Below are 17,674 nucleotides of genomic sequence, written 5' to 3' on the forward strand. Positions count from 1 at the left end.
AGTCTTTGACGACTGCTTGCTTGAATCGTGCGCTGTGCTTGCTCATGAAAAAACACCCCAAATCGTTGGACTGGTGTCCAACTTTTGGGGTGCAGTTCACGTGCGCGGTGTTTTGTTCTCAGCAGCCGGCGATCGAAACCGGAAAGCGAAACTCAGCCGATCGCCAGCCGCGCTTTCGCGTCGTCGTATTCGCTCTTCAGCCGGGCGACGAGTTCCGCGACGCTCGGCACGTCGCTCATCAGTCCGACTCCCTGTCCCGCGCCCCAGATGTCCTTCCACGCCTTCGCCTTGGGATCGGCGAAATTCATCGCGGTCTTGTCGGAGACGGGCAGCGCGTCGGGGTCCAGGCCCGCGTTGACGATGCTCTCGCGAATGTAGTTGCCGTGTACGCCGGTGAAGAGATTGGTGTAGATGATGTCGGCGGCATTCGCCTCGACGATCGCGCGCTTGTAGCTTTCCTGCGCATGCGCCTCCTGCGTGGCGATGAAGCGCGTGCCCATGTACGCGAGATCGGCGCCCATGGCCTGCGCCGCCAGAATCGAGCCCCCGTTGGCAATGGCGCCCGACAGCACGATGGGACCGTCGAACATGCGCCGCACTTCGCCGACGAGCGCAAAGGGAGAGGTCGTGCCCGCGTGTCCGCCCGCGCCGGCCGCGACGAGGATCAGCCCGTCGACGCCGGCTTCGAGCGCCTTCTGCGCGTGCCTGATATTGATGACGTCATGCAGGACGATGCCGCCATACGAGTGCACGGCGTCAATCATTTCCTTGACCGGCGCGCGCAGGCTCGTGATGAAGATCGGCACCTTGTGCTCGACGCATACGCGCACGTCCTGTTCGAGCCGTGCATTCGACTGGTGAACGATCTGGTTCACCGCAACCGGCCCGATGACCGCGTCGGGATGGGCTGCCTTGTGCTCGGCGAGCGACGCCTGGATCTGCGTGAGCCATTCATCGAGCATTTCGGCGGGGCGGGCATTGAGCGCCGGGAACGATCCGACGATGCCTGCCTTGCACTGCGCCAGCACCAGTTCCGGATAACTGACGATGAACATGGGCGAACCGACGACCGGCAAGGCAAGGTGCTGCAGGATGGCGGGCAGGGCCATGGCACGAGTCTCCAGAAAGGGGCGCGAGCGGTGTTGAGTGATTTTACGAGCAAGGGTTCGTTGCGGCACGCACGATCGTGCTGCGAACGGTCGTTCGATTGTAAATGAAACAGGCTGCGTGACCACTCGGGGCGTTCCCGAAGAAGTCTTCGGTTTTGCGGTTTCATGGCGCTGCCGCCATCAGTCACGGAAGCCCCGCGCCTACAATGTTCCGCAACGCCACGAGCCCATAACAACCATGTCTTTCGCAGACTACGAAACGTTCAGCGTTGCTGCAGGAGACGTCGATATCGTCGGAATGAAGGGCGGCGACGGTCCTCCGCTGCTGCTGTTGCATGGACATCCGCAAACTCATGAGATCTGGCATCGATGTGCCGATGAACTGGCTCGCCATTTCACGGTGATCGCCACCGATCTGCGCGGTTACGGCGCATCGGGCAAGCCGCCCAGCGACGCGCGGCACACCCCCTATTCGAAGCGCGCGATGGCCGCCGATCAGGTCGCGGTAATGCGCCATTTCGGCTTCGAACGTTTCCTGGTGTGCGCGCACGATCGCGGCGCGCGCGTCGCGCATCGCATGGCCCTGGATTTTCCCGACGCGGTGGACCGGCTGATGCTGCTGGACATCGCGCCGACGCTCGCCATGTATGAAGCCACTGATCGCGCCTTCGCGACCGCGTACTTCCACTGGTTCTTCCTGATTCAGCCGGCGCCGTTGCCGGAACTGCTGATCGGCGGCAATCCCGACGCCTATATCGAGCGCGTGATGGGCAACCGTCACGCAGGCCTCGCGCCGTTCGCGCCGCATGCGCTGCAGGCGTATCGCGACGCGCTGAAATCGCCGGGCGCGATCTTCGGCATGTGCGAGGACTATCGCGCGTCGGCGGGCATCGACCTCGAACACGATCGCGCCGATCTCGAGCGCGGCCTGAAGATCGGCTGTCCGTTGCGCGTGCTGTGGGGGCAGGAAGGCGTGATCGCGCAATGCTTCGATGCGCTTGCCGAGTGGCGGCGCGTCGCGCGCGACGTGAGCGGCCGCGCATTGCCGTGCGGGCACTATATTCCCGAGGAACAGCCGGACGCCTTGCTCGCCGAAATGCTCGCGTTCTTTGCCGCCGAATCCGCCTGAACCGCGCAACGGAACATCGTCTTACACGGGGTCAGGTGAGCGAAAATGTTCTGTAGGGAAAGCACCGATGCACGTGAAAATGTGTCGCGCTACGATACGCTGGACGTTGATCACGTCCCTATGATTCCGCCGCTTGCCGTAGCTGACAAGCGGCTTTCTTTTTGAGCGCGTGGTCCTGGCAATGCGCCTGTTCAGGCCGCCGACACACACTCGCCGCTCACCTTCACCGCACCGCTGCGCGCCAGTTCCCCGACGATCTTCTCCAGCAACGCCCGCCGTTGCGCGGCAGGCGCGAGCGCTTCGGCGGCGGCGCGCATCGCGCGGGCCTCCGCGGTCATCGCGACGATGGCGTCGAGCGTCATCGTGCGGACTTCCATCAGCCGGAACACGATCAGCACCTTGAGCGCGTTCTTCGCGTTGCGGGCCGGGTCGGCTTGCAGATAGTCGAGCCGCGACACGGCGGTGTCGAGTGCGCGGGCGACGTCGGTGAACGGCGCGCCATGGCCCGGAATCACGACATCGATATCGAGCGTGGCGATCAGATCCAGCACCGCGCGCGCTTCCACGAAACCGCTCTCGCCTTCCAGTTCCGGAAAGATCACCCCGAAGCCGTTTTCCCACAACGCGTCGGCGCTGATCAGCACGCGCATTTCCGGGCTATACAGCATCAGCGAATGCGGATCGTGACCCGGCGCGCCGAGCGCGTTCCACGCGAAGCCGCCAAGTTCGAGCGTCGCGCCCTGCGCGAGCGTGCCGCTCAGGGCGAAGCGCTCGCAGTGCTGGCCGGTCGCGCGAAAGGACAGCGCCTCTTCGTCCCAGGCGCGCACGGCCTGCGCGTCGCCGGCGGGCACCAGCGTGTCGCACGCGTAGGTCCGTTGCAGCAGCGCGTTGCCGCCGCAGTGATCGGAATGAAGGTGCGTATTGACGATCAGGTCGAGCGGACGCGCGCCCAGTGTCTGCTGCACCAGCGCGAGCGTCTGCGGCGCATGCGCGGCATAGCCGGTGTCGACGATGGCCGTGCCTTCGGCGCTCGCGAACAGCACGTTGTTCGACGAGAGCCAGCCCCGTTCGAACACCGTCATGGCATCACGCAGCGGCTGCGGCAATGGATTCATGTCGCGCGCTCCAGCGGCATCACGACGATGGTCGCGGTCGCTTCGATGACCGTCTCGCCGGACTGATTGCGCGCACTGCCTTCGAGCTTCACCAGGTCGCCGTTGAGGCTGGCTTTCCATTTCGCGTCGATGACTTGCCAGCGCATCGTCAGCGTGTCGTTCGCTTTCACCGCGCGCCTGAGACGGATGCCGAACTCGAGGCCGAGCGGCTGCGCGAAGGTCGAGAAATGCGCGGCGATCAACGCCATCAGATGCGCGGTCGGCTGCGTACCCGACGCGATCAGCGAGCCGAAACGGCTGGCGCGCGCGTAGGCGTCGTCGTGATGCAGCGGGTTCGTGTCATTGACGAGCGTGGCGAACTGCCGGATGGAGTCGGGCGGCAGCGTAAGCGTCGCTTCGAACGATGCGCCGATCGTCACGACACGCGCACCCTGGCGACGGCTCTCCACGCGCGCCAGCACCGCGCGTTTCTCGCTGTCGCCGCACGATGCCCAGGCGGCGATCTCGTCGATGGTGCGCAGGCAGCCTTCGCAGAAACCCGTTTCCGGATTCATGCGGCAGACGTCCACGCACGGCGACGCCACGTCGCTCATGATTCCGCGGTTTCGCGCAGGGCGACGTCGGCCACCGGCGCGCCGGTCAGCTCGATCAGTTCCTGCGGCGACAGATTGAACACCGCATGCGGATGACCGGCCGCGGCCCACAAGCTGTCGAGCGCGAGCAGGTCGGCGTCGATCAGCGTGACCGGCTCGACCGCATGGCCGATCGGGCAGACGCCGCCGATCGCGTAGCCGGTCTTCTCGCGCACGAACTTCGCGTTCGCACGCGCCAGTTCGCCCACGCGCGCGGCCACTTTCGCTTCATCGACGCGATTCGCGCCGCTCGCGATCACCAGCACGGGCGCATCGTCCTTGCGCCGGCGAAACAGAATCGACTTGGCGATCTGCGCGACCGAGCAGCCGAGCCCGGCCGCCGCTTCGGCCGAGGTCTTGCCGGTCTCGGGCAGCATCACGACATCATGCGGATGGCCGCGTTCCTTGAGTAACAGCGCGACGCGGCGCGCGGATTCAGGCAATTGATCGATCATTGGGGTTTTCCGGAGGTCAGACACAGGCTGCGGCGCCGTCGCGTTTCCTGGTGAGGAGCGCGCGGCCCGCGCGCGAAGAACTGGTCTTGCCGATCGCGCGCGAAATGAAGTCACCGATCTCGATGAGTTCATCGAGGTCGATGCCCGTCTCGATGCCCAGGCCGTTCAGCAGATACACGACATCTTCCGTCGCGACGTTGCCCGTCGCGCCCTTCGCGTACGGACAGCCGCCCAATCCTGCTACCGACGCGTGAAAGATCTCGATGCCTTCGAGCAGCGACGCATAGACATTGCCGACGGCCTGACCGTAGGTATCGTGAAAATGGCCGGACAAGCGCTCGCGCGGAAATGCCTTCGATGCCGCCGCCATTACTTCGCGCGTGCGCTTCGGCGTGCCGACGCCGATGGTATCGGCGATATCGATTTCGTCGCAGCCGAGCGCCTTGAAGCGTTCGACCACATCCACCACGGACGCGACGCTCACTTCGCCCTGATACGGACAGCCGAGTGCGCACGAGACGCTGCCGCGCAGACGGATGCCCGCTTCCTTCGCGGCCAGCGCGACCGGTTCGAAGCGCGCGACGCTCTCCGCGATGCTGCAATTGATGTTCTTCTGCGAGAAGGCTTCGCTGGCCGCGCCGAAGATCACGATTTCGTCGGCTCGCGCTTCGAGCGCGCCTTCGAAGCCGCGCATGTTCGGCGTGAGCACGGAGTAGATCGTGCCCGGACGACGCTCGATGCCGGACATGACGGCGTTGGCATCGGCCATCTGCGGCACCCATTTGGGCGACACGAACGAGGTGGCCTCGACATTCACGATACCCGCCCGCGCGAGCCGGTTGACGAGTTCGATCTTGGTCTCGGTGGGCACGAACTCTTTCTCGTTCTGCAGGCCGTCGCGCGGCCCGACTTCGACGATCTTCACTTTGGCTGGAATCATGCTTGTCTCCTGAAGAGGATTGTGGCGCGTGGCGCTTGCCGAATCATGATGCCGCCATTTTCCGGTTTACTCGCCGCGATTGCCAGAGAAGACTTTTTTGGCAGCAATTCAAGGACTCGGGCAGTGACCGCCGTTGGCAAGCATGTCGCCTGCAATGCACTCGCATGCATGCGGCGATGTGGACGCTCACGGCAGCCGCGAACGCCGAGACTGCGATAAACCTGAGCGAAGTCAATCGCATTGTGCAATTTCGTCCCGCCACGGGGTCGCTCGGCAGAGCGCTTGAATAAAATCCGGCCTCCGAAGTGAAACGTATCGACGGTACATACCGTGTCCGGTCTGTTCTCGAGGCTTTCACTTCGCTTTTACGCGACCTGAAGATGAGGCAGCTCAATGAGATTCGACTTGCTTCCACTCACCGAAACTCAGGCGCGGGCCGTCAGGCATGCCGTCCCGGCCTCTGGTCGGCGCGCGGTGTTTCGATTGCCAGGCGTGCCCGACAGCGAACGTCTCGCGCGCGCGCTGACACGGGTCGCCGAACAATGCCAGGCCTTGCGCTGGCGCGTCGTCGACAGCGAGGACGGACCACGGTATCAGGTGCACGAGTACGGGCTCAACAAGCTGGAAGTCATCGATCTCGACGTTGCCGACGAGTTGGGCGTGTTATCGACGATCAGCATGCTCGGCGACCGTCCCTTGCGGATCGACACAGGCGCGCCGTGGGCAATGACGTTGTTGCGTGGCCAGACAGCAAGCTTCCTGGTGTTCGTCTGTCATCCGGGCCTGCTCGACCGCTTTTCGCTGCAGCCGCTCTTTCGCGCTTTATCCCAAGCGTTTTCGGATGAGCCGGTCGATGCAAGACTCAGTCTCGATCAGCAAGCCTTGGCTTCTGCAGATCGACACAGTCGGTCGCGATGACCATTTCTTCCACGCCGGCGGGAATTTGCTGCTCGCTACACGCATGCAGGCCCGGGTGCTTGCCCGTACCGGACTCGCATTCCAGATGTCCGCGTTCTACCGGTCGCCGACGATCTCGGGGCTCGTGGCAGGCGCAGCGCGGGACGACATCGCGCGGGCCGTCGCCGATGCTGCTGCTCCGGTTGCTCCGGACGTCGGTACTCATCGCGAAGCGGGCGCGAAGTCGATACGCAACGTGATCCTGACCGGCGCGAGCGGTTTTGTCGGCATTCATTTGCTGAGTGAACTGACGCGTCAGGTCGACCGGGTGTTCTGCCTGCAACGCTGTGACACGGCTCGTGCGGGGCATGCGCGGCTCGAGCGCGAAGCGCGCACCGCGGGACTCGCGATCGACTTCACGCACATGGAGGTCGTGCAGGCGGATCTGACGCTGCCCCAGGCCGGCCTTTCCGACGCGGACTGACACCGTCTTGCGGGCGAAGGCGATGCCGTGTGGCATTGTGGCGCGCACGTGCACCATCTGCTTGGCTACAGCAGCCTGAAGGCGGCGAATGTCGACAGCACGGAAAACCTGTTGCGCCTGGCCGTGACCACACGCCGCAAACCGTTCTGCTTCGTCTCGACCATGTCGGTGCCGCTGATGCTCGAAGGCGTAGCGAGTGCGGAGGAACAGGTCGGCACGGAGCGGCCGGCCTCCGACAATGGCTATCTGCTGGGCAAATGGGTCAGCGAGCAGCGTGTCGCCGCCTATGCCCGCGCAGCGGGACTGCCGGTGACCATCGCTCGCATCGGCAACGTCACCGGCCACAGCAAGAGCGGCTACAGCAACCATCGTAACGATCACTTCTGGCTGTTCAACCAGAGCTGTGTGCAATTCGGCGCGTACCCGGACAACGGACAGATGATCGAGATGACACCCGTCGACGTGCTCGCGCGAGCGCTTGGCGCGCTTGCGCTCCATCCGCGTGCCGGATTGCACGTCGCGAACCTGCAGAACCCGGCGCGGATCGGACAGCGGTGAATGGTTCGACGCGTTGAGCAAACTCGGGCTCGTCGCGAAGGCGGAAGCACCCGGCGAGTGGCAGCTGCGTCTTGCGGGGCTGGATGCGTCGAGTGGCCTCGCGCTGCTGCGCGACTTCTACACCGGCGACCTGTCCTGGCACGACACGCCGGTTGAGCAGGCCGGCACGATCGCCTTGCTCGCGCAATTCGACATCGATCTGACGGCGGACTACGCGCGCCTGATTGATGTCTATACGTGCTATTTGCTGGGCGAGCGGTTCTTCACGGTGAAGGAGGCGGCTCTCGCCGCTACGTGATCATCGCCCGGGCAAGAGGGGTGGGCGCGGTCTGTTCGGCCGGTCCGCGCCCCGGTCTCAATATCCGCGCCCGATATCGACGATGCCGCTGATCGGTTCGCCGCGTGCCAGCGCCCGGATCTTGCCGGCGATCTGCACGATGCTCTCCCTCTGCAGCGTTTCCGCCGCAATATGCGGCGTGACCGACACGCGCGGATGCGTCCAGTACGGATGATCCTGCGGCAGCGGTTCGGCGTGGAACACATCGAGCGTCGCGGCGGCGATCTGGCCGCTGTCGAGCGCGGCGAGCAGATCCGCATCGACGAGATGCGGGCCGCGCGCCAGGTTCACCACGTAGGCGCCGCGCGCGAGCCTGCCGAACGTGCGAGCGTTCAGGATACCCTCGGTGTCCGGCGTATGCGGCAACAGGTTGATGAGCACCTGTACGGTGTCGAGGAACGTGTCGAACTGCTCGTGTCCCGCGTACACCTGCACGCCTGCGATGTCCTTGGGCGAACGACTGTAGCCGCGCACCGGCACGCCGAGCGCAAGCAGGCGCCGCGCGACTTCCGCACCCAGCACGCCGAGACCCAGCACGCCGACCGTGAACGACTCGCGCGCGTGCTGCTCCAGCTTCTTCCAGCGCCCTTCGCGCTGCAGCAGATCATATTCGTCGAAGCGGCGCAGATAGCGCAGCACGCAGTAGACCGCGTACTCGATCATCTGCTGCGACATGCCCGTGTCTTCCAGGCGCACGAGCTGCGCATTCGGCGGCAGCGTGCCCGGCTGCTGGCGCTCCACGTCGAGGATCGCATCGACGCCGGCGCCGAGATTGAACACCGCCTTCAGGTCCGGACGGTTCGCGAACAGCTCGCGCGGCGCGCGCCAGACGATTGCGTAATCGGCGGGCGCGGTGTCGCCGGGCGTCCAGACGCGCAGCTCCGCGTCCGGCAACTCTCGTCGCAGGCCGCCCAGCCAGCCGTCGAGATCGGCGTTCTGCTCGTAGAAGATGATTTTCATGAGCGCGCCTGATCAGTTCGCGTGCGTGTGCGCATGCGAGTGCGCAGGCTCGTGACCGCAACCGCGTTCCGCCTGCTCCGCGCCGGCATGCTGCGCGTGCTGGGCGCGCATGCCCAGCCGCTCGATCAGCTTGCGGTCGGCCTCCGCTTGCGGATTGCTCGTGGTCAGCAACTGATCGCCGTAGAAGATTGAATTCGCGCCTGCTGCGAAGCACAGCGCCTGCAGGGCTTCGTCCATTTGTTCGCGGCCGGCGGAGAGGCGCACCATCGCCTTCGGCATCGTGATGCGCGCAACCGCGATCGTTCGCACGAACTCGAACGGATCCAGCGCTTCGGTGCCGGTGAGCGGCGTGCCCGCGACCTGCACGAGATTGTTGATCGGCACGGATTCCGGATACGGGCTCAGGTTGGCGAGCTGCGAGATCAGCCCCGCGCGTTCGCGGCGCGATTCACCCATGCCCACGATACCGCCGCAGCACACGTTGATGCCCGCGTCGCGCACGTGTTCGAGCGTATCGAGGCGGTCCTGATAGGTACGCGTCGAAATGATCTGGCCGTAGAACTCGGGCGACGTATCGAGGTTGTGGTTGTAGTAATCGAGGCCGGCGTCGCGCAGACCTTGCGCCTGATGCGCTTCCAGCATGCCGAGCGTCACGCAGGTTTCGAGGCCCATCGCCTTCACGCCCCGGATCATGTCCTTGATCGGTTCGAGATGGCGGTCCTTCGGATTGCGCCACGCGGCGCCCATGCAGAAGCGCGTCGCGCCGTTGGACTTGGCGATTTCGGCCGACTTCAGCACCTCGTCGACATCCATCAGCTTCTCGGCCTTGAGGCCGGTGTCGTGATGCACCGACTGCGGGCAATAGGCGCAGTCTTCCTCGCAGCCGCCGGTCTTGATCGACAGCAGCGTGGACAGCTGCACGGCGTTCGGATCGAAGTGTTCGCGATGCACGGTCTGCGCGCGATACAGCAGGTCGTTGAACGGCAGGTCGTACAGCGCGACGACATCGGCGACGCGCCAGCGTTGCAGCGGTTGCGGAGTGAGCGTGGCGGTCGTCTCGGTGGCGGTGTGCTGGGTCATGAAATCAATCCTTGTGTTGAAGCGGGTGTGTCAGGGCGCCGATGTCGAGCGCGGCGGCGGCGCGGCTCGCATCTGCCGGCGCGAGATGCGGGATGACGCCGAGCAGCGGCGCGTGCAGGCGTTGTTCGAGTGTGGCGATGTTCTCGTCGGGGTAGAGCATGTCCGGGTCCACGCCGTTCGCGACCCAGCCGGCGAGCGTCAGGCCGCGCGCGGCAATCGCTTCGGCGGTCAGCAGCGCATGGCTGATGCAGCCGAGCCGCATGCCGACGACGAGCACCACCGGCAGATTCAGCGCGACGGCGAGATCGGCGGTGTCGTGCGTGTCGTCGAGCGGCACCCGAAAGCCGCCGACGCCTTCCACCACGACGACATCCGCCTGCGTCACGGCGAAGCGATGCGCCTCGACAATGCGCCCGATATCCAGCGCGATGCCTTCGCGCGCGGCGGCGATATGCGGCGCGATCGGCTCGCGCATCATGAACGGCGTGCGGATCTCGTTCGGCAACGCGACGTTCGCGGCTGCGTCCAGTTGATCGGCGTCTTCGTTGTGCAGCACGCCGTCGCGCAGGACGGCGCCCGAAGCGATCGGCTTCATCGCGGCGGCGCGCAGTCCGGCGCGCACGAAGCCGTGCAGCAACGCGGCGGAGACGATGGTCTTGCCGATCTCCGTATCGGTTCCGGCGACGAAAAAGGACAAGGCGGTCATAGCGTGGTCAAGGCGTGGTCGAGGCGCGCGAGATCGTCCTCGTTGTGCGCGGCGGACAGTGAAATGCGCAGGCGCGAGGTGCCGGCGGGCACGGTCGGAGGACGGATCGCGGGTACCCAGAGGCCCTGGCGGTCCAGCGCAGCGGCAATGTCGAGGGTCTCGTCGTTGCCGCCGATCACGAGCGGCTGCACGGCCGTATGGGAATCGACCGGCAGCCAGCGCGTGCGTTTCAGCATCGCGCGCGTGGTGTCGATGAGCGCGGCGAGATGCGTGCGGCGCGCGTCGCCTTCCTCGCCCGCGATGATCTTCACGCTCGCCGACACCGCATGCGCAACCGCCGGCGGCGACGCGGTCGTGAAGATGTATGGACGCGCGCGCTGCACGAGCCATTCGATCACCGTCTCATGCGCGGCAACGAACGCGCCGGAGACGCCCGCGGCCTTGCCGAGCGTGCCGACATAGACGAGATGCGACGAACGCAGCGCGAGTGCGGCGAGCGCGCCGCGCCCTTGCGGGCCGAGCACGCCGAAGCCGTGCGCATCGTCGACGATGAGCCACGCGCCGTAGCGTTCCGCCAGCTCGACGAGACGCGCGAGCGGGGCGATGTCGCCGTCCATGCTGAACACGGTGTCGGTCACGATGAGCCGGGTCGCGGCTTCGTCGCGCGAGGCGTCGAGCATGGCGTCGAGCGCTTCCATGTCGGCGTGCGGATAGATCTGCGTCTGCGCGCGCGCCAGCCGCACGCCGTCGATGAGTGACGCGTGGTTCAGCGCGTCCGAGAACACCAGCGTGCCGCGTCCGGCGAGCGCGGTGACGATCGCGAGATTGGCCATGTAGCCGGTGCTGAAGTACAGCGCGCGCGGGTTGTCGACGAAGCCGCCCGAGAACGCGGCAAGCTCGTCCTCCAGACGCGCGTGCGCCCGGGAATGGCCGCCGAGCAGGTGCGAGCCGCCGCTGCCCGCGCCATACAGCGCCGCGCCTTCGGCCAGCGCCGCCCGCAGCGCTTCATGCGCGGCGAGACCGAGATAGTCGTTGCTCGCAAATCCGATGATGTCGCGGCCATCCACATTCAGATGCGCCGAGCACGCGCCGTCGATGATCTTGCGGCGGCGCCGCAGACCGCGCGCGTCGATGTCGGCGAGGCCTTGGTTCAGCGTGTGATAAAGCGCCTGCGAGGTGTCCTTCATGCGGCCTCTCCGGCCAGCGTGGCATCGAGCGTCTCGCGCGTGCGGCTTGCGAGCAGCAGCAGTTCGTCATCGCTCAGGATGTACGGCGGCATCAGATAGACCGTCTTGCCGATCGGCCGCATCAGCAGTTCGCGCTGCAAGCCTTGCGCGAAGAAACGGCGCGAGAACGTGGGGTCGTCGGTGCTCACGTCGAACGCGAAGATCGTGCCGCGCTCGCGCAGTTTGCTCACGCGCGGATGCGCGGCGAGCGGCTGCAAGGCTTCGCGCAGCAAAGCCGACTTGCGGCGGTTCTCCGTCAATACGGCGTCGCGCTCGAACAGGTCGAGCGTGGCGAGTGCCGCGCGGCAGGCGAGCGGATTGCCCGTGTACGAATGCGAATGCAGGAAGCCGCGCGTGACGTCGTCGTCGTAGAAGGCGGCGTAGATCTCGTCGCGGGTCAGCACGATGGACAGCGGCAGGTAACCGCCGCTGATGCCCTTGGACAGGCAGATGAAATCCGGCCATATGCCGGCCTGCTCGCACGCGAAGAACATGCCGGTGCGGCCGCAGCCGACCGCGATTTCATCGGCGATCAGATGCACGTCGAACGCGTCGCACAGCGCGCGCAGGCGCGTGAGATAGGACGCGTCGTACATCGCCATGCCGGCGGCGCACTGGACGAGCGGCTCGACGATCACCGCCGCCAACTGCGGCGCGCGTTGTTCGAAGAGCGTGCGCATGGCGTCGAGCGCCGCGTCTTCGCCGACCGCCGCCGGCGACGCCACCACATGCGCGTGGCGGACCAGCGGGTCGTAGGCGTCCTTGAAAAGCGCGACATCGGTCACGCCGAGCGCGCCGATGGTTTCGCCGTGATAGCTGTTCGCCAGACACGCGAACTCGCGCTTCTCGCTCCGGCCGCGATTGCGCCAGGCGTGAAAGCTCATCTTCAGCGCGATCTCGACGGCCGACGCGCCGTCCGATGCGAAGAAGGCGTGGCCGAGCGTGTGCTGCGTCAGTGCCGAAAGACGCTCGGCCAGTTCGATGGCGGGCGCATGCGTGCAGCCCGCGAGCATCGCGTGTTCGAGCGTGTCGAGTTGCTCCTTGAGCGCCCGGTTGATGTCGTCGTTCGCGTGGCCGAAGAGATTGACCCACCACGAACTGATCGCGTCGAGATAGCGCGTGCCGTGCGGATCAAAGAGCCACGCGCCCTTGCCGCGCGCGATCGGTACGAGCGGCACGCGCTCGTGATGTTTCATCTGGGTGCACGGATGCCACACGGCTGCGAGCGAGCGTGCAACCCAGTCCTGATTGGCTTCGATAGTCAAAAACAGCTCCAGGGCCCGCGCGCGCAGCGGGCCGGATGCGTCGCGCAGGCGTTGGGCGCCTGCGTGGCGGTTGAATTGCGGGGGAAAACTGCGCCCGTCAATTATCGCTAAAAGCGCCGCCACCTTCCGTAATCGGAAGGTTTTTGGGCCGCGCACCTGCGCGCAATGGAAATGCAAGAAAACGCTATGGCCCGTAACTTCGCCGATTTCGTCGCCTAACCGGACGATCGGGCGTCGAAGATGTGAAAACGCCGACACTGAGGCCGGCGTTCGAAAGACAGCAGAAGCGGTGAAGCGTCAGCGCGATGCGGTCTGCGTCTGGGCCTGCTGATCGTTCCAGACCACACGGTTGTTCACCGCGTACAGCTTGCACGGGTCGGCGCTTTGCCGTTCGCAGCTGGCAATGGCCACGGCCATCGGGTCGTCACCGCCTTCGGCCCACGACCACGCGCCGGAATCCGACACGGCGAACGCGCGGCTCGAGTACTGCGACAGGAAATTGCGATAGCCCGCACGGCCGTTTTCGTCGATGAACGGCACGGCTTGCACCGAGTCGAGGTTGGCGAAGTCGCTGGCCTTCGGCATGCTCGGCTCCGACACCTGGTACTGCACGGCAGTCGGCATGCCGATCTGCGTGAGAAAGGTCTTCACGCGCGGCCACCAGATCTGCACGCCGTCGCGGTCGCCGACCAGACGATGCGCGTCGTTCTTGTAGTTGCCGAAATCGATCAGGTTGGCGCGCGCGCCGTGCGACGTGAAGGCCGTGAACATCTGCGCCGACAGATCGCCTTGCCAGACCGAGTCGTTGTCGCCGTAGAGCCACAGCGACGGCAGGCGCACGTTCTGGCCATAGTCGCCAAACGCGCTGACGAGATTTTTCTGCCAGCCTTCGCATTCGTCCTGGCGCAGGCCGCCGGAGAAGTTGATGAGGCCGCGCACGCCCGGGGCGGCGATGGCGTCGCGCGCGCCGTAGGCGATGGTCGTCAGGCCGCCGTGCGAGGTGCCCGCCACGACGATATGCGTCTTGTCGACGTACGACTGCGCGCTCATGTAGGCGACCGTCGCGGCGACATCCTCGGCTTGCGCGAAGCCGTTTGCTTCGACATCGCAGCCGTGACCCGCGTAGTCGCCGCCCGAACCTGCGAAGCCGCGGCGGTTCGGCACGACCACGACATAGCCGTGACGCACGAATTCACGGGCCAGCGCGACCGGCCGGTTGCGCGGCTGCGCGTGCGAGTCGCCGGGAAGCTTGCCGTGATTGAAGACGATCATCGGGAACGGGCCCGCGCCGTCCGGCTTGAACACGGTGGTCTGGAGCGCGATGTCGGCTTCGGGGATCTCGATGACGGCTTCGTTCAGGCCGCTCGCGGCGGCGGGAAGGCCGGCATCGAGGGAATCGGGAATCTGCGGAAGCGCCTGGCCAAATGCGGGAGCCTGGAGACCTTCGGACTGACGTACCCCGCCGATGGGTTCGGCGCGCGCGCCGGATGTGACGAACGACGTCGCGAGCGAGCACACCACGCTGCATCCGACTAACCAGGTTCTGATCGCCATCCGTGAACTCCGACCGCACTTTCCAAAGAGACATTGATACGGCTCGGCCCCAACGTGCGTTTTGAAGTCACAAACCTGTCGCGCTGCTCTGCGTGAGCAGTATCGGTTGCGGTATCCGGGAGTCATGCCCTGAACAGGCATGACAAATGGCTTCAAAACAGGACTTCAGTACGGGGCTTCGCTGCGAGCGCCGGGCGCGAGAATGACTGCGCCCTGACCTGAACAGATTAACTGTTCAAAATTGCGCTGCACAATAAGCGTTACCCCGTAACTGTTTAATCTGAAAGGATTATCAGGAAATTAATACCGTGGTATGGCGCACATTTCTTAAAGGCATATTTACTTTTCACTGACCTGGCCGTCGACGTAAATCCAGTCGCCGGCGCTGTTCCGCTCGAAGCGGCTCGCCTCATGAAGACGATGCGCCCGGCCACCCGTCTTGTAGCGTGCGACGAACTCTACTTCCGCGTGCGCTTCGTCGATCTGCTGGTGGCGTCTGATCTGCAAGCCGAGCCAGCGGGTGTGGGTGGTGTCGGAGGCATCGAGGTCGGGCGGGCAGGTTGACGCGGCCCAGGTCGCGCGCAGCCAGGCCGTGTTGCCGAGCACGTAGGCGGTGTAGCGCGAACGCATTAGTTCCAGCGCGGTGGCGGGCTTTTCTCCCTGTTCGATAAAGCGGCCGCAGCAGGTTTCGTAACGCGGCGCGGGCGCCTTTGGTGCGTTAGGTCGAGCATCCGGCGCCGCGCCGCCGCAGGGGCATTCCTCGGGCGCAATCATTCGACCCCCGGCATCGCGACGTAACGCGGCTGCGCGCGCACGCGGTCGAGCCACGCGCGGATGGCCGGATAGCGCGACAGGTCCACGTTCGCTTCATTGGCGACATGTGTATAGGCATAGAGCGCGATATCGGCAACCGTGTAGCGCTCGCCGACGAAGAACCTCCGCGTCGCGAGATGCTGTTCCATCACGTCGAGCGCGCGGTAGGAGCCGGCGATCCTGTCGGGAAGGCGCGCGTCGTCGGGCTGCCTCAGGAATTGCAGGATGAAGCGCGCGACCGCGATATACGGCTCATGGCTGTATTGCTCGAAAAACATCCACTGCAAGACCTGCGCGCGCTCCAGACGGTCATCGGGCAGGAGCGGCGTGCCATCGGCGAGATAGCACAGGATGGCGTTCGATTCGGACAGGATCGTGTGTTCGTCGATGATGAGCACCGGCACCTTGCCGTTCGGATTGATCTTCCGAAAGGCCTCGGTGCGGGTCGCGCCGTTCATCATGTCGACTTCATGCCAGACATAGGGCAGGCCCAGTTGTTCGAGCGCGAGGCGCACCTTGTGGCAATTGCCGGACGGCGAGACGCCGTGTACTTGATAGGTCACGAGCGGGTTTCCTTTCATTACCTTCGAATTTTGTCTGATCACCACTCGAGCTTCGTGCCGTCGTACTGGACGAAGGTTCCGTTGAACTGATCGCGCATGGCGCCGGCTTCGGCGATCACGGCGCGCATGCCGGACACGCTGTGCGCGACGTCGATCGCCGCGCTCGACCCGCCCATTTCCGTACGCACCCAGCCGGGATGCAGCGCGATGCAGGTCGAATGCCGCGATTCGAGCGACGCCGTCTTCAACGCCGAATTGAGCGCCGCCTTGCTCGCGCGATAAAGCCAGCCGGTCGTGCCGCTCGCCTCGCCGATGCTGCCCATCTTGCTCGACACGACCGCGAGCACACCATGGGCGGCGTCGGTGAGCGGCAGGAGCACGGGGATCAACTGCATCGGGCCGCGGACGTTGGTGTGCATGACCTGATCGAAATCGTCGGCGCTGATCGTCTCGACGCCTTCGCTGCGCGGTCCGTAGACGCCCGAGACGAGGATCGCGACATCGATGCGCTCTTCGTCGAGCTGCCACGCCAGGGCGCCGATCTGCTCGGGCTGGGTGACGTCGACGGAGAAGGTCTGCGCGCCGAGCGCGTCGAGGGCGGAGAGCGCGGCCTTGTCGCGGGCGGTGGCGAGCACGCGCCAGCCGTCGCGGCAATACTCGCGTGCGAATTCGTGGCCGAGGCCGCGGGAAGCGCCGACGATCAGGACGGTTTTCATGGGCGAAGTTTTCCTTGGGGAGTTGATTTTCGGAATATAGCGCGTGAGAAGCGCTTGCGCTTCGGCTAGGATGCGTCGGGGGATGAACGGGGCGGAACCTGGCCGTTCGGATGACTAGTCATGCTGATTGATTTCGCGAAAGATGAAGCGTCCGGGGCCGCTCTGGAGAGAGGAAGGTGATGGATAGAGTGGAATTCAAGGTTGTGCAGAGTGAGTGGCCGGCTCACATCAGGAAGGAATGGGTCGAGGAGTTGCGCGCGGAGGTCAAGGCCGAGCGCGAAGCGCTGGCATTGGCTCGGAAAATTCTGGGAAAGGAGGATCCGCCGGATCTGAACGAGCGCTTCATCGACCATCTCATGAATTTTCATGGGATCGATTGTGAGGACGAGATCTTCGCGCGGTATCCGAATGAACCGTCCGTGGTTGCCACGGAAGGAGGAAAGTAATGGATAGAGTGGAATTCAAAGTTGTGAAGGGTAAGTGGCCGTCTTGGCTCAGCAAGGAATACGTTGAAGAGCTTCGCGAGCGCGGGAAGCCCAGGCGTGAAGCGCTGGCATTGGCTCGGAAAATTCTGGGCAAGGAGGATCCGCCGGATCTGAATGAGCGCTTTATCAACGCTCTTTTGAATTTTCCCGAGATCGACTGCGAAGACGACATCTTTGCAAGACATCCCGGCCGGGGAGACTCGGATGTATCTGGCTGACACGAACGTCATCAGTGAGACGGGACGACTGCATCGCGCGAACAAAGGCGTTCGCGCGTTCTTCCGGCAGGCTGAGATCGACAAACGTGACATTCACCTGTCGGTTATCACCGTTGGAGAACTTCGCCGTGGCGTGGAGCAGCTCCGTCGGCGAGGCGACTCTATGCAGGCCGGGAGGATCGAAGCCTGGGTGAAGAATGTCCCGGTCGAATACGAAGGCAAGTTTCTGTCGGTCGATCAGGAAATCGGTGACCTGTGGGGCAAGATTCGTTCGCAGCATCCGGAGCCTGCTGTGGACAAGCTCATCGCTGCGACGGCAATCTTCCATGGCCTCACCGTCGTCACGCGTAACGTCCGGGACTTCGATGTAACGGGCGTAGACGCGATCAACCCCTTCGACGACTGACGCGACTGGGGGCCGGTCCGGCACGC

At 64.8% G+C, this 17,674-nt stretch carries 20 protein-coding genes and 1 pseudogene; 7 read left to right on the forward strand and 14 right to left on the reverse strand.

All coding sequences use genetic code 11. From position 1 onward, the window contains the following. Positions 1-152 precede the first annotated feature (152 nt). The gene (locus QCE64_RS00335) at positions 153-1,109 is read right to left on the reverse strand and encodes a nitronate monooxygenase family protein (RefSeq protein WP_309806975.1); all 957 of its coding nucleotides are present in this window, start codon (positions 1,107-1,109) and stop codon (positions 153-155) included. 238 nt (positions 1,110-1,347) lie between these two features. Here QCE64_RS00335 and QCE64_RS00340 point away from each other — a divergent pair, with 238 nt between their 5' ends. Next, entirely contained in the window at positions 1,348-2,238 is an 891-nt protein-coding gene (locus QCE64_RS00340; RefSeq protein WP_309913193.1) for an alpha/beta hydrolase, read from the forward strand. A 191-nt stretch (positions 2,239-2,429) separates the two neighbouring features. Here the strand turns inward: QCE64_RS00340 and QCE64_RS00345 are convergent, their stop codons facing one another. Genes QCE64_RS00345 through QCE64_RS00360 form a run of 4 tightly spaced genes read right to left on the reverse strand, consistent with a single transcriptional unit; the run spans position 2,430 to position 5,380 of the window. Beyond that, positions 2,430-3,353, reverse strand: coding sequence for an MBL fold metallo-hydrolase (locus tag QCE64_RS00345; RefSeq protein WP_310002407.1), 924 nt, complete (start codon positions 3,351-3,353; stop codon positions 2,430-2,432). Further along, on the reverse strand, positions 3,350-3,907 hold the full coding sequence (locus QCE64_RS00350; protein WP_404987342.1) for a MaoC/PaaZ C-terminal domain-containing protein: 558 nt from the start codon (positions 3,905-3,907) through the stop codon (positions 3,350-3,352). Before QCE64_RS00350 ends, QCE64_RS00345 begins: the two co-directional genes overlap by 4 nt. Before the next feature lie 35 nt (positions 3,908-3,942). Then, on the reverse strand, positions 3,943-4,440 hold the full coding sequence (locus QCE64_RS00355; RefSeq protein ID WP_310002409.1) for a YbaK/EbsC family protein: 498 nt from the start codon (positions 4,438-4,440) through the stop codon (positions 3,943-3,945). 16 nt (positions 4,441-4,456) lie between these two features. Continuing rightward, positions 4,457-5,380 (reverse strand): hydroxymethylglutaryl-CoA lyase, encoded by a 924-nt coding sequence (locus QCE64_RS00360; RefSeq protein ID WP_309928839.1) that lies wholly within the window; start codon positions 5,378-5,380, stop codon positions 4,457-4,459. A gap of 405 nt (positions 5,381-5,785) precedes the next feature. On the opposite strand from QCE64_RS00360, the gene QCE64_RS00365 reads away from it, so the two are divergent. The 3 genes and pseudogenes from QCE64_RS00365 to QCE64_RS00375 all read left to right on the forward strand — a co-directional run bounded on the left by QCE64_RS00365 (position 5,786) and on the right by QCE64_RS00375 (position 7,617). Next, positions 5,786-6,298, forward strand: coding sequence for a condensation domain-containing protein (locus tag QCE64_RS00365; RefSeq protein ID WP_310002410.1), 513 nt, complete (start codon positions 5,786-5,788; stop codon positions 6,296-6,298). Continuing rightward, positions 6,234-7,319 (forward strand): annotated as a pseudogene (locus QCE64_RS00370) (thioester reductase domain-containing protein). Before QCE64_RS00365 ends, QCE64_RS00370 begins: the two are co-directional and overlap by 65 nt. A gap of 13 nt (positions 7,320-7,332) precedes the next feature. Continuing rightward, a complete protein-coding gene (locus QCE64_RS00375; protein ID WP_310002411.1) occupies positions 7,333-7,617 on the forward strand; it encodes a hypothetical protein in 285 nt (94 codons plus the stop codon). Between the two features lie 57 nt (positions 7,618-7,674). Here QCE64_RS00375 and QCE64_RS00380 read toward each other — a convergent pair whose 3' ends face one another. From QCE64_RS00380 to QCE64_RS00420, 9 genes are all read right to left on the reverse strand, one after another. Continuing rightward, entirely contained in the window at positions 7,675-8,616 is a 942-nt protein-coding gene (locus QCE64_RS00380; RefSeq protein ID WP_310002412.1) for a glyoxylate/hydroxypyruvate reductase A, read from the reverse strand. Positions 8,617-8,628: 12 nt separating this feature from the next. After that, entirely contained in the window at positions 8,629-9,696 is a 1,068-nt protein-coding gene (gene bioB, locus QCE64_RS00385; protein WP_309913215.1) for a biotin synthase BioB, read from the reverse strand. A gap of 4 nt (positions 9,697-9,700) precedes the next feature. Next, the gene (gene bioD / locus QCE64_RS00390) at positions 9,701-10,402 is read right to left on the reverse strand and encodes a dethiobiotin synthase (protein WP_310002413.1); all 702 of its coding nucleotides are present in this window, start codon (positions 10,400-10,402) and stop codon (positions 9,701-9,703) included. Continuing rightward, entirely contained in the window at positions 10,399-11,589 is a 1,191-nt protein-coding gene (bioF, locus tag QCE64_RS00395; RefSeq protein ID WP_310002414.1) for an 8-amino-7-oxononanoate synthase, read from the reverse strand. Before bioF ends, bioD begins: the two co-directional genes overlap by 4 nt. Beyond that, positions 11,586-12,893, reverse strand: a complete 1,308-nt coding sequence (locus QCE64_RS00400; RefSeq protein ID WP_310002416.1) for an adenosylmethionine--8-amino-7-oxononanoate transaminase — start codon at positions 12,891-12,893, stop codon at positions 11,586-11,588. Before QCE64_RS00400 ends, bioF begins: the two co-directional genes overlap by 4 nt. 297 nt (positions 12,894-13,190) lie before the next feature. Continuing rightward, a complete protein-coding gene (locus QCE64_RS00405; RefSeq protein WP_309913227.1) occupies positions 13,191-14,447 on the reverse strand; it encodes a prolyl oligopeptidase family serine peptidase in 1,257 nt (418 codons plus the stop codon). A 339-nt stretch (positions 14,448-14,786) separates the two neighbouring features. Further along, positions 14,787-15,221 (reverse strand): YchJ family protein, encoded by a 435-nt coding sequence (locus tag QCE64_RS00410; protein WP_310002417.1) that lies wholly within the window; start codon positions 15,219-15,221, stop codon positions 14,787-14,789. Next, positions 15,218-15,823 carry a glutathione S-transferase family protein gene (locus tag QCE64_RS00415; protein WP_310002418.1) on the reverse strand — a complete coding sequence of 202 codons (606 nt, stop codon included), beginning with the start codon at positions 15,821-15,823 and terminating at the stop codon, positions 15,218-15,220. Before QCE64_RS00415 ends, QCE64_RS00410 begins: the two co-directional genes overlap by 4 nt. 38 nt (positions 15,824-15,861) lie before the next feature. Then, complete coding sequence (locus QCE64_RS00420) at positions 15,862-16,539, reverse strand: SDR family oxidoreductase (protein ID WP_310002419.1); 678 nt, start codon at positions 16,537-16,539, stop codon at positions 15,862-15,864. Between the two features lie 188 nt (positions 16,540-16,727). On the opposite strand from QCE64_RS00420, the gene QCE64_RS00425 reads away from it, so the two are divergent. The 3 genes from QCE64_RS00425 to QCE64_RS00435 are packed head-to-tail and all read left to right on the forward strand — an operon-like array spanning position 16,728 to position 17,648. Further along, complete coding sequence (locus QCE64_RS00425) at positions 16,728-16,985, forward strand: hypothetical protein (RefSeq protein ID WP_310002420.1); 258 nt, start codon at positions 16,728-16,730, stop codon at positions 16,983-16,985. Beyond that, the gene (locus tag QCE64_RS00430) at positions 16,985-17,242 is read left to right on the forward strand and encodes a hypothetical protein (protein ID WP_309913241.1); all 258 of its coding nucleotides are present in this window, start codon (positions 16,985-16,987) and stop codon (positions 17,240-17,242) included. The genes QCE64_RS00425 and QCE64_RS00430 overlap by 1 nt, the downstream gene beginning before the upstream one ends. Next, positions 17,229-17,648 (forward strand): type II toxin-antitoxin system VapC family toxin, encoded by a 420-nt coding sequence (locus QCE64_RS00435; protein ID WP_310002421.1) that lies wholly within the window; start codon positions 17,229-17,231, stop codon positions 17,646-17,648. The genes QCE64_RS00430 and QCE64_RS00435 overlap by 14 nt, the downstream gene beginning before the upstream one ends. Positions 17,649-17,674 lie beyond the last annotated feature (26 nt).

Origin of the sequence: Caballeronia sp. LZ043 (assembly GCF_031451075.1) — a bacterium.
Taxonomy (GTDB): Bacteria; Pseudomonadota; Gammaproteobacteria; order Burkholderiales; family Burkholderiaceae; genus Caballeronia.

Bases quoted from the DNA above. Each gene is read 5' to 3' on its own strand.
- QCE64_RS00350 (WP_404987342.1), bottom strand. From the start codon at position 3,907: ATGAATCCGGAAACGGGTTTCTGCGAAGGCTGCCTGCGCACCATCGAC.
- bioD (WP_310002413.1), bottom strand. From the start codon at position 10,402: ATGACCGCCTTGTCCTTTTTCGTCGCCGGAACCGATACGGAGATCGGC.
- bioB (WP_309913215.1), bottom strand. From the start codon at position 9,696: ATGACCCAGCACACCGCCACCGAGACGACCGCCACGCTCACTCCGCAA.
- QCE64_RS00340 (WP_309913193.1), top strand. From the start codon at position 1,348: ATGTCTTTCGCAGACTACGAAACGTTCAGCGTTGCTGCAGGAGACGTC.
- QCE64_RS00435 (WP_310002421.1), top strand. From the start codon at position 17,229: ATGTATCTGGCTGACACGAACGTCATCAGTGAGACGGGACGACTGCAT.
- QCE64_RS00360 (WP_309928839.1), bottom strand. From the start codon at position 5,380: ATGATTCCAGCCAAAGTGAAGATCGTCGAAGTCGGGCCGCGCGACGGC.
- QCE64_RS00430 (WP_309913241.1), top strand. From the start codon at position 16,985: ATGGATAGAGTGGAATTCAAAGTTGTGAAGGGTAAGTGGCCGTCTTGG.
- QCE64_RS00335 (WP_309806975.1), bottom strand. From the start codon at position 1,109: ATGGCCCTGCCCGCCATCCTGCAGCACCTTGCCTTGCCGGTCGTCGGT.
- QCE64_RS00405 (WP_309913227.1), bottom strand. From the start codon at position 14,447: ATGGCGATCAGAACCTGGTTAGTCGGATGCAGCGTGGTGTGCTCGCTC.
- QCE64_RS00345 (WP_310002407.1), bottom strand. From the start codon at position 3,353: ATGAATCCATTGCCGCAGCCGCTGCGTGATGCCATGACGGTGTTCGAA.
- QCE64_RS00380 (WP_310002412.1), bottom strand. From the start codon at position 8,616: ATGAAAATCATCTTCTACGAGCAGAACGCCGATCTCGACGGCTGGCTG.
- QCE64_RS00420 (WP_310002419.1), bottom strand. From the start codon at position 16,539: ATGAAAACCGTCCTGATCGTCGGCGCTTCCCGCGGCCTCGGCCACGAA.
- QCE64_RS00355 (WP_310002409.1), bottom strand. From the start codon at position 4,440: ATGATCGATCAATTGCCTGAATCCGCGCGCCGCGTCGCGCTGTTACTC.
- bioF (WP_310002414.1), bottom strand. From the start codon at position 11,589: ATGAAGGACACCTCGCAGGCGCTTTATCACACGCTGAACCAAGGCCTC.
- QCE64_RS00410 (WP_310002417.1), bottom strand. From the start codon at position 15,221: ATGATTGCGCCCGAGGAATGCCCCTGCGGCGGCGCGGCGCCGGATGCT.